We start from the raw sequence: 12,588 nt of genomic DNA on the forward strand, positions 1-12,588 counted from the left end.
GGGGGCCCGTCCGTCGTCGGACGGTGCTCGTACGGGCAGTGTTCGCGACCAGGGGACGGATGGGACCGCGCAGTGCGGGGCTACGAACGCCAGGACAGCCACCGGCCTGACGACCACCTCTCGCGGTTCGAGGCCGAGATGGACCGGCTGAAGACCGAGCGGGAGAAGGCCGTCCAGCACGCCGAGGACCTCGGCTACCAGGTCGAGGTGCTGCGCGCCAAGCTGCACGAGGCGCGCCGCAACCTCGCGACGCGTCCTGCCTATGACGCCGCGGACATCGGCTACCAGGCCGAACAGCTGCTGCGCAACGCGCAGATGCAGGCCGAGCAGGTGCGCAACGACGCCGAGCGCGAGCTGCGCGAGGCCCGGGCCCAGACCCAGCGCATCCTCCAGGAGCACGCCGAGCACCAGGCCCGGCTCCAGGCCGAGCTGCACGCGGAGGCGGTCAACCGCCGCCAGCGGCTCGACCAGGAGCTGGCCGAGCGGCGCGCGACCGTGGAGTCGCACGTCAACGAGAACGTGGCGTGGGCCGAGCAGTTGCGGGCGCGGACCGAGTCGCAGGCCCGGCGCCTGCTGGAGGAGTCCCGCGCCGAGAGCGAGGCGGCGCTCGCCGCCGCCCGCGCGGAAGCCGCGCGGCTGGCCGAGGAGACACGTCAACGCCTGGGCGCCGAGGCCGAGTCGGCCCGCGCCGAAGCCGAAGCGATCCTGCTGCGGGCCCGCAGGGACGCCGAGCGACTGCTCACCGCCGCCTCCACACAGGCCCAGGAGGCCACCTCCCACGCCGAGCAGTTGCGCTCGTCGACGACGGCCGAGTCCGACCAGGCGCGCCAGCAGGCGGCCGAGTTGAGCCGGGCCGCCGAGCAGCGGATGCAGGAGGCCGAGTCGGCGCTGCGCGAGGCGCGCGCCGAGGCCGAGAAGGTGCTGGCCGAGGCGAAGGAGTCGGCGGCCAGGCAGCTCGCGGGCGCCGAGTCCGCCAACGAGCAGCGCACCCGTACCGCCAAGACCGAGATCGCCCGGCTGGTGGCCGAGGCGACCAAGGAGTCCGAGGCGCTCAAGACGGAGGCCGAGCAGGCGCTCGCCGACGCCCGCGCCGAGGCCGAGCGGCTTCTCGCCGAGGCCGCCGAGAAGGCCCGTACCAGCGCGGCCGAGGACACCGCCGCCCAGCTCGCCAAGGCCGCCAGGACCGCCGAGGAGGTGCTCTCCAAGGCCTCCGCGGACGCCCAGGAGACCACCCGCAAGGCGTCCGAGGAGGCCGAGCGGATCCGCCGCGAGGCCGATGCCGAGGCGGAGCGGCTGCGCGCCCAGGCCGAGGAGCGGGCCGACCAGCTCAAGGGCGCGGCCAAGGACGACACCAAGGAGTACCGCGCCAGGACGGTCGAGCTCCAGGAGGAGGCGCGCCGGCTGCGCGGCGAGGCCGAGCAGCTGCGGGCCGAGGCGGTCGCCGAGGGCGAGCGCATCCGGGGCGAGGCGCGTCGCGAGGGCGTCCAGCAGATCGAGGAGGCGGCCAGGACCGCCGAGGAGCTGCTGACCAAGGCGAAGGCCGACGCGGAGGAGCTGCGCACCTCGGCGGGCGCCGAGTCGGAGCGGGTCCGCGGCGAGGCCATGGAGCGCGCCACGACCCTGCGCAAGCAGGCCGAGGAGACCCTGGAGCGCACCCGCGCCGAGGCCGAGCGGATGCGCGCGGAGGCCGAGGAGCAGGCCGAGGCCGTCCGGGCGGCCGCCGAGCAGGCCGCGGCCGTGCTGCGCGAGGAGACCGAGCGGGCGGTCGCCGCCCGCCAGGCCGACGCCGCCGCGGAGTTGACGCGGCTGCACACCGAGGCCGAGCAGCGCCACGCCTCGGCCGAGCAGGCGCTGGCCGAGGCGCGCGGCGCGAGCGAGCGGATCCGGCGCGAGGCCGCCGAGGAGACCGAGCGGCTGCGCGCCGAGGCCGCCGAGCGCGTCCGTACCCTCCAGGCGCAGGCCGAGCAGGAGGCCGAGCGGCTGCGCACCGAGGCCGCCGCCGACGCCGCGACCGCCCGCGCCGAGGCCGAGGGCGCAGCCGTACGGCTGCGGTCGGAGGCGGCGGCGGAGGCCGAGCGTCTGAAGTCCGAGGCGCAGGAGACCGCCGACCGGATGCGCGCGGAGGCCGCGGCCGCCGCCGAGCGGGTCGGCGCGGAGGCCGCCGAGGCGCTCGCCGCCGCCCAGGAGGAGGCCGCGCGCCGCCGCCGCGAGGCGGAGGAGACGCTGGACTCGGCGCGCAGCGAGGCCGATTCGGAGCGGGCGCAGGCCCGCGAGCAGAGCGAGGAGCTGCTGGCCTCCGCCCGCAAGCGGGTGGAGGAGGCGCAGGCCGAGGCGCAGCGGCTCGCCGAGGAGGCCGACCGGCGCGCCACCGAGCTGGTGGCCGCCGCCGAGCAGACCGCCCAGCAGGTCAGGGACTCCGTCGCCGGGCTGCGCGAGGAGGCCGAGCAGGAGATCGCCGGGCTGCGCTCGACCGCCGAGCACGTGGCGGAGCGTACGAAGACGGAGGCGCAGCAGGAGGCGGACCGGGTCCGCGCCGACGCGCACGCCGAGCGCGAGCGCGCAGCCGAGGACGCCCAGCGGCTGCGCGCCCGGGCGCAGGAGGAGACCGAGGCCGCCAGGGAGCTCGCCGAGCGGACCGTCGCGGACGCCATCGCGGAGGCGGAGAAGGCGCGTTCGGACGCCTCCGAGTACGCGCAGCGGATGCGTACCGAGGCCTCCGACGCGCTGGCCTCCTCCGAGCAGGACGCCGCCCGCACCCGGGCGGACGCCCGCGAGGACGCCAACCGCATCCGGGGCGACGCCGCGAGCCAGGCCGACCGCCTGGTCACCGAGGCGACCTCGGAGGCCGAGCGGCTGGCCGCCGAGTCGACGGCGACCGCCGAGCAACTGGTGGCTCAGGCTCAGCAGCTGCGCGACGAGGGCCAGTCGGAGCACGACCGGCTGCTGGCGGAGGCCACCGCCCACGCCGAGCGCACCACCTCCGAGGCCGACACCTATGCCGAGCTGGTCACCACCGAGGCGCGGGCGGACGCGGGCGCGGTCCTGGCCGCCGCGTCGGCCGAGGCCGAGCAGACGGTCGCCGACGCCCGCGAGCAGGGTGAACTGCTCCTGGGCGAGGCGCGTACGGAGGCGGAACGGCTGCTGGACGAGGCTCGCAAGGCCGCCGACAAGCGGCGCGCGGACGCGGCGGCCCAGGCGGACCAGCTCGTCGCGGAGGCGACCGGCGAGGCCGAGCGGATGCTTGCGGAGGCGAACGCGGAGGCGGAGCGGCTGCGCGCCGAGGCCGCCGAGACCGTGGGCTCGGCGCAGCAGGCCTCGGAGCGGATCCGCGCGGAGGCCGAGAAGAGCCGCGCCCGGATCGAGGAGGCGGCCGAGAAGACCCGTGCCGAGGCCCGCGAGGAGGCCGACCGGCTGCTCGACGAGGCGCGTACCGCCGCGGCCAAGCGCCGTGCGGACGCCGCCGAGCAGGCGGACCAGCTCATGGCGAAGGCCCAGGAGGAGGCACTGCTCGCCGCCACGCAGGCCGAGGAGCAGGCCGACACGATGGTGGGCGCGGCCCGCAAGGAGGCCGAGCGGATCGTCGCGGAGGCGACCGTGGAGGGCAACTCGCTGGTGGAGAAGGCCCGTACGGACGCCGACGAGCTGCTCGCCGGAGCGCGCGCGGACGCGACGGCCATAAGGGAGCGCACCGAGGAGATGCGTGCCCGGACCGAGTCGGAGATCGAGGAGCTGCACGAGCGTGCCCGGCGCGAGAGCGCCGAGCAGATGAAGACGGCGGGCGAGCGCGTCGACAAGCTGGTCAAGGCCGCCACCGAGCAGACGGAGCAGGCCGAGGCGAAGGCCAAGGAGCTGCTCTCGGACGCCGGATCCGAGGCGAGCAAGGTGCGGATCGCGGCGGTGAAGAAGGCCGAGGCGCTGCTCAAGGAGGCGGAGACCAAGAAGGCCGAGCTGATCCGCGAGGCGACCAGACTGCGCGACGAGGCGGCGGCCGAGGCCCGGCGCACGGTCGACGAGGGCAAGCGCGAGCTGGACGTGCTGGTCCGGCGCCGGGCGGACATCAACGCGGAGATCTCCCGTGTCCAGGACGTCCTGGAGGCGTTGGAGTCTTTCGAGGCCCCGGCCTCCGGCGGCAAGGAGGCGGCCAAGGCGGGGGCAGCGGCCGGAGGCACCCGTTCGAGTGGCAAGGCTTCGGAGGGGTAGCCACTCAAAAGGCTGGACATTCTCCAGATCAAACGGGCATACGCTCGATGCCACGCCGCCTGGGCCCCTAGGATTCCCCCTATCACCTCACCGGTCTCATTCGACAGGAACCCCATGAGCGACACTTCCTCCCCCTTCGGCTTCGAGCTCGTGCGGCGTGGTTACGACCGCGGTCAGGTGGACGACCGCATTACCAAGCTCGTCGCCGACCGTGACAGCGCTCTGGCACGGATCACTTCTCTGGAAAAGCGCATCGAGGAACTGCATCTCGAAACGCAGAACGCCCAGGCCCAGGTGAACGACGCGGAGCCGTCGTACGCGGGCCTCGGCGCGCGGGTCGAGAAGATCCTGCGTCTCGCCGAGGAAGAGGCGAAGGACCTGCGCGAGGAGGCGCGCCGCGCCGCCGAACAGCACCGTGAGCTGGCCGAGTCGGCCGCCCAGCAGGTGCGCAACGACGCCGAGTCGTTCGCCGCCGAGCGCAAGGCGAAGGCGGAGGACGAGGGCGTCCGGATCGTCGAGAAGGCGAAGGGTGACGCCTCCACGCTGCGCTCCGAGGCGCAGAAGGACGCGCAGTCCAAGCGCGAGGAGGCGGACGCCCTCTTCGAGGAGACCCGCGCCAAGGCCGCGCAGGCGGCGGCCGACTTCGAGACGAACCTCGCCAAGCGCCGTGAGCAGTCCGAGCGCGATCTGGCCTCGCGTCAGGCGAAGGCGGAGAAGCGTCTCGCCGAGATCGAGCACCGCGCCGAGCAGCTCCGCCTGGAGGCCGAGAAGCTGCGTACGGACGCGGAGCGCCGGGCCCGTCAGACGGTCGAGACGGCCCAGCGCCAGGCCGAGGACATCGTGGCGGACGCCAACGCCAAGGCCGACCGCATCCGTTCGGAATCGGAGCGCGAGCTGGCGGCGCTCACCAACCGCCGCGACTCGATCAACGCGCAGCTGACCAACGTCCGCGAGATGCTGGCGACCCTCACGGGCGCGGCGGTCGCGGCGGCCGGCTCCCCGGTCGACGACGAGCCCGTCTCGCGCGGCGTCCCGGCGCAGCAGTCCCGCTAGTCCCGTCCGTGCCGCAGCCCCTCCCCCGTGGGCTGCGTCGGTGACGCAGAGAGCCCCTCGCCACTGCGGTGGCGGGGGGCTTTGTCCGCCCCTATCGTGGCCGCATGATCGAGCTGGCCGGTCTCACCAAGCGCTTCGGTTCCAAGACCGCGGTCGACGACCTGTCGTTCCAGGTGCGCCCGGGCGTGGTGACCGGCTTCCTGGGCCCCAACGGCGCCGGCAAGTCCACCACCATGCGGATGATGCTCGATCTCGACAACCCGACCAGCGGTACGGTGCGCATCGACGGGCGGCACTACCGTGAGCTGGACGAGCCGCTGAAGTACATCGGCGCGCTCCTCGACGCCAAGTCGATGCACGGCGGCCGCAGCGCGTACAACAACCTGCTGTGCCTGGCGCAGTCGAACCGGATCCCCGAGCGCCGGGTCGCGGAGGTCCTGGACACGGTCGGGCTGACGGCGGTGGCGAAGAAGAAGTCCAAGGGGTTCTCGCTCGGCATGGGCCAGCGGCTGGGAATCGCCTCCGCGCTGCTGGGCGACCCCGAGATCCTGATGTTCGACGAACCCGTCAATGGTCTGGACCCCGAGGGAATTCACTGGATCCGCAATCTGATGAAAGCCCTCGCGGCGGAGGGCAGAACGATCTTCGTCTCGTCTCACCTGATGAGCGAAATGGCGTTGACGGCGGATCATTTGATCGTCATCGGTCAGGGCCGACTGCTCGCCGATACATCGATGGCGGATTTCATTCGGCAGAATTCACGGAGTTTCGTCCGGCTGCGCTCGCCCCAATGGGAACACCTGCTCGATGTGCTGGCCCGGACCGGGATCACCGCCGTCCAGACCCCGGACGGCGCCCTGGAGATCGACAACGGCAGGATCGAGCGGCTCGGCGAGCTGGCCGCGGAGCACCGGATCGTGCTGCACGAGCTGTCGGGCCAGCAGGCCTCGCTGGAGGAGGCGTTCATGCGGATGACGGCGGGTTCGGTGGAGTACCACGCGCACTCCGACAGTGCCCACGGCCCGGCCCCGGCGGCGCCCGCGCCGAAGTGGGGCGAGGGCTACCGGGCCCGGACCCGGGGCGGCCCGGCCGGCGACGCCCCGGACCAGGAGGTCTGAGCCATGGCGGCGGTACCCGCGGTCCTCAGGTCGGAGTGGACCAAGATCCGTACGGTCTCCTCCACGTCCTGGACGCTCATCTGCGCCTTCGCCGTCACCGTGGCGGTGAGCGCGGCCCTGTGCGCGCTGATGAAGTCGCAGTTCGACGACCTGAAGCCGGCCGAACGGATGACCTTCGACGCGACCTACATCAGCTTCTCCGGGATGGTCCTCGGCCAGCTGGCGATGGTGGTGTTCGGCGTCCTGGTGGTCGGCACCGAGTACAGCTCGGGCATGATCCGCACCTCGCTGGCCGCCGTGCCGCAGCGGGCCACCTTCCTCTTCGCCAAACTTCTGGTCGCCACGGCGCTCGCCCTGGTCGTGGGCATGGCGACCAGCTTCCTCTCCTTCTTCCTCGGCCAGGCGCTGCTCGGCCCGCACCGCACCACCATCGGTGAGCCGAACGTGCTGCGGGCGGTCTTCGGGGCGGGCCTCTACATGGCGCTGATCGCGCTCTTCTCGATGGGCGTGGCCACGATGCTGCGCAGCTCGATGCTCTCGCTCGGCATCCTGATGCCGTTCTTCTTCCTGATCTCCCAGATCCTGTCGGCGGTGCCGGGCGCCAAGAAGGTGGCCCGCTACTTCCCCGACCAGGCGGGCTCCAAGATCATGCAGGTGGTGCCGAACGCGATGAACAGCGAGCCGCCGCCGTACGGGCCGTGGGCCGGGCTGGGGATCATGGCGCTGTGGGTGGCGGCGGCGCTCGCGGGCGGCTACCTCGTCCTGAAGAGGCGCGACGCCTGAGCCCGCGGCGGGGCCGACGGCCGCCGAAAGGGACCGGCGACCGACCTCCGAGGGGGGGGCCGCGTGTCCTCCGGAGAGGGGCCGGGTGACCTCCGGAAAGTTTGAGGACATAACGGGCGAATGTCGACGTAACCCAACTGTCATCGCTTCGGCGGAACCGTAAAGTCCTCGATAAGCTCCTCACTCATACGGGGGCACCCTGGCGTTCGGCCACCGCCCCGACGACCCACACCGTCGATGGGGCTGGAGAATGATCGAGGCAGTCGGCCTGACGAAGCGCTACGGCGCCAAGACAGCCGTGTACAACCTTTCCTTCCAGGTGAGGCCGGGCGCCGTCACCGGCTTCCTGGGGCCCAACGGCTCCGGCAAGTCGACGACCATGCGCATGATCCTCGGCCTGGACCAGCCCACTTCCGGCCATGTGACCATCGGCGGCCACCCCTTCCGCTCGCTGCCCAACGCGCCCCGCCAGGTCGGCGCGCTGCTCGACGCCAAGGCCGTGCACGGCGGCCGCAGCGCCCGCAACCACCTGCTCTCGCTCGCCCAGCTCTCCGGCATCCCGGCCCGCCGGGTCGACGAGGTGCTCGGGGTCGTCGGGCTCCAGGAGGTGGCGGGCAAGCGCTCCAAGGGGTTCTCGCTCGGCATGGGCCAGCGCCTGGGCATCGCCGCGGCCCTGCTCGGCGACCCCCAGGTGCTGCTCTTCGACGAGCCGGTCAACGGCCTCGACCCCGAGGGCATCCTGTGGGTGCGCAACCTCATGAAGCGGCTCGCCGCCGAGGGCCGTACCGTCTTCGTCTCCTCGCACCTGATGAGCGAGATGGCGCTGACCGCCGACCACCTCATCGTGATCGGCCGCGGGCAGCTCCTCGCCGACATGAGCGTCAAGGACTTCATCTCCCACAACTCCGCCGACTTCGCGCGCGTGCGCACCCCCGAGGCCACCGGCCGGGAGAAGCTGACGGCCACGCTGACCGAGGCCGGCGGCCAGGTCATGCCGGAGCCGGACGGCGCCCTGCGGGTGACCGGCCTGGCGCTGCCGCGCATCAGCGACCTCGCCCACGAGGCGGACGTACGGCTGTGGGAGCTCTCGCCGCACCAGGCCTCGCTGGAGGAGGCGTACATGCGGATGACGCAGGGCGCGGTGGACTACCGCTCCACGGCCGACCAGAAGGCCGGTCTGATGCAGCCGGTGCCCCCCGGCCACCAGCCGCCGCCGGTGATCCCCGAGGTGCCGACGCAGGGCTGGTACGCCCCGCCGCCGCCCGGGCAGAACCCGTACGCGGCCCCGCACGCCCCCGCGCAGGCCCCGGCGGCGCCCCCGGGTGCCCCGGCCGCCCCGGCGCAGGCCCCCGTGCCGCAGGCGCCCGCCGCGGCCCCGCAGCGGCCCGCTCCGGCCGCCCCCGCCACCGCCCCCTCCCTGACCAAGCCCGAGGACGCCCGATGACCACCCCCTACCAGCAGCAGGCACCGGGTGCGCCCCTGGGGACGTACACCTCGCCGATCCCGGTGCGGCCCGCATCCCTCGGCGACGCCATCGCCTCGGAGTGGACGAAGATCCGCTCGGTGCGCTCCACGATGTGGACCCTGGGCGTGCTGATCGTGCTCGTGATCGGCATCGGACTGCTCGCTGCGGTCGCGGTCAACGCCTCCGGCTCGGACATGGGTGACACCCCGCTGCTCGCCCTGGGGTTCTACGGCGTCCTGCTCGGCTCGATCTGCGTGATCACGCTCGGCGTGCTGACCATCGCCTCCGAGTACGGCACGGGCATGATCCGCACCACGCTGACGGCGTGCCCCAGCCGGGCCCGGATCCTCGCCGCCAAGTCGATCGTCTTCTTCCTGCTGTCCTTCGTCATCGTCACGCTCACCACCGGTCTGGTGGCGATGATGCAGATGGGGATGGTGGACGCCATCAGCCGGCCGACCGGCTCCGAGCTGTTCAAGGCGACCGTCGGGGTCGGCCTCTACATCTCCACGCTCGGCCTGCTCTCGCTCGCGGTCGGCGCGCTGATCCGGCACTCGGCCGGCGCGATCACGGTCATGATCGGCCTGGTGCTGCTGCCGCTGGTGCTCGGCCTGTTCATGTTCTCGCCCTCGCTGGAGTCGGTGCGCGACGCCCTGTTCGAGTACTCGATCCCCAGCCAGCTGGCCGTCTTCTACGGCTCCACGGTGAGCGACTCCGGCCCCACCGGCTGGACCCCGCTGCTGATCCTGGGCGCCGTCACCGCCGCGGCGCTCGGCGGCGCCTTCGCGGCACTGACCAGCCGGGACGTGTGAGGCCGCCGCTAGTATCTGGGCGCGTTCCTGGACCGCTGCACCCTGGTGGTGCGGCGGTCCTTCGCGTTCCAGCAGGCCTTGTGCCAGTGGCGGCGGTCGTCGACGCCGCCGTACTCGGGCCAGGCCACCACGTGCGGGACGCCGGAGGGGATCTCCTGGTCACAGCCGGGGCAGCGGTAGCGCTTGCCCTGGGCGCTCGCCCCGCTGACGTGCCGGACGAACCACTCCTCGCCCCGGTACGTCTCGGTGCGCTCCACACCGAAGCGGTCCCCCGGCCCGCCGGTCGGTGCGGTCGGCTGGTCGCCGCCCTTGGGGCGGTTGCGGCGCGGGGACACGGAAAACACCTCACGGGGCCGGGCGGACGGACTGCCTCCAGCGTAGAGGTACTTGCCCCGGGTACCCGGGCCGCACAGAAAGGGCACGGTAACTCGTACGGGGGACACTTACCGGACTATCGCAAGAAGTTCGCGCCCGGCCGTGCCCTTGGCACTTGTCAGACGTTGTTGCCGGTAAGAGGGGGAGCCGCGTCGGCCGCGAGGAGGCATGAAGGCGATGCGTGTCGGAACTTTTGTACTGGCCGCCCAATTCCCGGGCCAGGGCCAGGGGGAGGTGCTGCACCGGGCGGTGCGGTCCGCCGAGGTGGCCGAGGAGGCGGGCCTGGACTCGGTGTGGCTCGCCGAGCACCACTTCGTTCCGTACGGGGTGTGTCCGTCGGCGGTGACGCTGGCGGCCCTGCTGCTCGGGCGCACCCACCGGATCCGCGTCGGGACGGCGGTCAGCGTCCTGCCGAGCGCGCACCCGGTGGCGCTGGGCGAGCAGGCGGCGCTGCTGCACCTGACGTCCGGCGGCCGTTTCTCGCTGGGGGTCGGCCGGGGCGGCCCCTGGGTCGACCTGGAGGTCTTCGGCGCGGGCCTGCGGGCGTACGAGGAGGGCTTCCCGGACTCGCTCGACCTGCTGCTGCGCTGGCTGTCCCAGCCCCGGGTGTCCTCGGTGGGCGAACGTTTCACCTTCCGGGAGGTCCCGGTGGTGCCGAGGCCCGACGAGTCGCTCACGGACGGTCCGGCGGGCCCCGAGGTCATCGTGGCGTGCACCTCGCCGAAGAGCGTGCGGCTGGCGGCCGAGCGCGGCCTGCCGATGCTGCTCGGGATGCACTGCGGCGACGAGGAGAAGGCGGAGATGGTCGCGCTGTGGCGGTCGCACGCGCTGGCGTCCGGGGTCGCACCGGAGACGGTGGCCGCCGCGCCGCACGTGTCGGCCGGGGTGGCCCAGATCGAGGACGACAGCGCCCGGGCCGCCGAGACCCTGCTGAAGGCGATGCCCGGCTGGCTGAAGCAGGGGTTGGACGCGCATGTGACGGTCGACGGCCGCCACCGGGCCATGCGCGACCCTGTGCAGTACACGGAACTGCTCTGCGACCTCCACCCGGTCGGCACCCCACGGCTGGCGGCGGACCGCATCGCGGCGACGGCCGAGAAGACGGGCATCACGCGCTTCGCCTTCCTGGTGGAGGGATCGGGGGACCTGGCGGCGACGGAGGAGAACGTACGGAGGCTGGGCGCGGACGTGCTGCCGCTGCTGGGGTGAGGGGCCCGAGGGGGACGGCGCCCCGAGGGGGCGCGAGGGCGGAGACCGCGAAGGGCCCCCGCTCCGCATCAATTGCACCTCCCGCGATGCGGAGCGGCGGCGAAGGCGTCAGCAGTCCCTCAACTCCGGGGACTGGTTGAGCAGTTGCCCGCGGATGGACGTGAAGCGGGCGAGCCGCTCGTCGACCGACGGGTCCAGCGGGAACACCGCGACGCGATGGCAGTTCTGGAACGCCAGGCGGACACCGAAATGCCGCTGCAGCGCACCGCGGATGGCGTCACTCGCGAGCGCGCGAAGAAGCTGGCCGCGCGCCTGCTCGTCCGGCGGGGGCGTCTGGTTGTCGGCGAACTCGCCACCGTCCACCTTCAGCTGGGCCACCAGAGAACTGATCATCTCCCATGCGTACGGCAGGGAGGTCCGGACGCAGTCGACGAAATCGGCTTCGTCGACCTCGCCTCGCTCGGCCTGTTCGAGTAGGGCCGGTGAGACGTCGAGCGACATGGTTTCTCCTCTCGCGACCCCGGGGAGCGGGGTCTTACGGCCAGGGAAAGGAACGAAGTCGGCCACGCTGTGTGCCTGGCCGACGACCTCCCGCTTACACGGTAGGGGCGCCATGGTGGCTGCGACAGGTACTTGGCACGTAACCGGCCAATAACGAACAGTGCTTTGCCGGGCGAATCGCGTTCGGCGGGGGGATTCGAGTAGCGTTGCCGACCATGCGTCTCGTCATCGCCCGCTGCTCCGTCGACTACGCGGGCCGCCTCACCGCCCATCTGCCCTCCGCCACCAGGCTGATCCTGGTGAAGGCGGACAACAGCGTCTCCATCCACGCGGACGACCGGGCGTACAAGCCCCTCAACTGGATGTCTCCGCCCTGCACCCTCAAGGAGGGGACGGGGGACGGTGTCGACGTCTGGACCGTGGTGAACAAGGCGGGCGAGAAGCTCATCATCACGATGGAGGAGATCCTGCACGACTCCTCCCACGAGCTGGGCGTGGACCCGGGCCTCATCAAGGACGGCGTGGAAGCGCACCTGCAGGAGCTGCTCGCGGACCGGATCGAGACGCTGGGCGAGGGGTACACCCTGATCCGCCGCGAGTACCCGACGGCGATCGGCCCCGTCGACATCCTGTGCCGGGACGCGTCCGGCGGGACGGTGGCGGTGGAGATCAAGCGGCGCGGTGAGATCGACGGGGTGGAGCAGCTCACGCGCTACCTGGAGCTGCTGAACCGCGACCCGCACCTGGCTCCCGTACGGGGGGTGTTCGCGGCGCAGGAGATCAAGCCGCAGGCACGGGTGCTGGCGACGGACCGGGAGATCGGGTGCGTGGTGCTGGACTATGACGCGCTGCGCGGCATCGAGGACGACAAGCTCCGCCTGTTCTGACCCCCGCCCCCCTCGGCGGACCCGGCGAGGCCTGATCGCGCAGTTCCCCGCGCCCCTGAAGCCCGGGGCTGCGCCCTGAGCCCAACGGCCACGGCGACCGGAGTCCCCCCAGGGGCACGGCGAACTGCGCGATCAGCCCCCACGGTCCCGCATACGGCCGACAACCGCCGGAGGCTTTCGGGAAG

10 protein-coding genes are annotated in these 12,588 nt (G+C 72.7%); 8 read left to right on the plus strand and 2 right to left on the minus strand.

The genetic code is table 11. The features are described from left to right. The first annotated feature begins 72 nt into the window (after positions 1 to 72). The 6 genes from scy (at position 73) to ACZ4MU_RS04700 (ending at position 9,431) form a co-directional block, all read left to right on the plus strand. Entirely contained in the window at positions 73 to 4,200 is a 4,128-nt protein-coding gene (gene scy / locus ACZ4MU_RS04675) for a polarized growth protein Scy (protein WP_467870925.1), read from the plus strand. 114 nt (positions 4,201 to 4,314) lie between these two features. Continuing rightward, entirely contained in the window at positions 4,315 to 5,253 is a 939-nt protein-coding gene (locus ACZ4MU_RS04680; RefSeq protein ID WP_101390172.1) for a coiled-coil domain-containing protein, read from the plus strand. A 104-nt stretch (positions 5,254 to 5,357) separates the two neighbouring features. Continuing rightward, positions 5,358 to 6,371 (plus strand): ABC transporter ATP-binding protein, encoded by a 1,014-nt coding sequence (locus ACZ4MU_RS04685; RefSeq protein WP_467870927.1) that lies wholly within the window; start codon positions 5,358 to 5,360, stop codon positions 6,369 to 6,371. A 3-nt stretch (positions 6,372 to 6,374) separates the two neighbouring features. Next, on the plus strand, positions 6,375 to 7,154 hold the full coding sequence (locus tag ACZ4MU_RS04690) for an ABC transporter permease (RefSeq protein WP_467870929.1): 780 nt from the start codon (positions 6,375 to 6,377) through the stop codon (positions 7,152 to 7,154). A 250-nt stretch (positions 7,155 to 7,404) separates the two neighbouring features. Further along, positions 7,405 to 8,598: an ABC transporter ATP-binding protein gene (locus tag ACZ4MU_RS04695; protein ID WP_467870932.1), complete on the plus strand. Its 1,194-nt coding sequence runs from the start codon at positions 7,405 to 7,407 to the stop codon at positions 8,596 to 8,598. Further along, positions 8,595 to 9,431: an ABC transporter permease gene (locus ACZ4MU_RS04700; RefSeq protein WP_467870934.1), complete on the plus strand. Its 837-nt coding sequence runs from the start codon at positions 8,595 to 8,597 to the stop codon at positions 9,429 to 9,431. The genes ACZ4MU_RS04695 and ACZ4MU_RS04700 overlap by 4 nt, the downstream gene beginning before the upstream one ends. 8 nt (positions 9,432 to 9,439) lie before the next feature. On the opposite strand, the gene ACZ4MU_RS04705 is transcribed toward ACZ4MU_RS04700, so the two are convergent. Next, the gene (locus tag ACZ4MU_RS04705; RefSeq protein ID WP_467870936.1) at positions 9,440 to 9,766 is read right to left on the minus strand and encodes an ATP/GTP-binding protein; all 327 of its coding nucleotides are present in this window, start codon (positions 9,764 to 9,766) and stop codon (positions 9,440 to 9,442) included. A 217-nt stretch (positions 9,767 to 9,983) separates the two neighbouring features. Here ACZ4MU_RS04705 and ACZ4MU_RS04710 point away from each other — a divergent pair, with 217 nt between their 5' ends. Continuing rightward, positions 9,984 to 11,015 (plus strand): LLM class flavin-dependent oxidoreductase, encoded by a 1,032-nt coding sequence (locus tag ACZ4MU_RS04710; protein ID WP_467870938.1) that lies wholly within the window; start codon positions 9,984 to 9,986, stop codon positions 11,013 to 11,015. A 108-nt stretch (positions 11,016 to 11,123) separates the two neighbouring features. Here ACZ4MU_RS04710 and ACZ4MU_RS04715 read toward each other — a convergent pair whose 3' ends face one another. Then, positions 11,124 to 11,516, minus strand: coding sequence for an SCO5389 family protein (locus tag ACZ4MU_RS04715; RefSeq protein ID WP_351666312.1), 393 nt, complete (start codon positions 11,514 to 11,516; stop codon positions 11,124 to 11,126). 215 nt (positions 11,517 to 11,731) lie between these two features. On the opposite strand from ACZ4MU_RS04715, the gene nucS reads away from it, so the two are divergent. Then, entirely contained in the window at positions 11,732 to 12,403 is a 672-nt protein-coding gene (nucS, locus tag ACZ4MU_RS04720; RefSeq protein WP_467870941.1) for an endonuclease NucS, read from the plus strand. Positions 12,404 to 12,588: the final 185 nt, after the last annotated feature.

It is taken from the genome of Streptomyces sp. NPDC026377 (assembly GCF_055567715.1).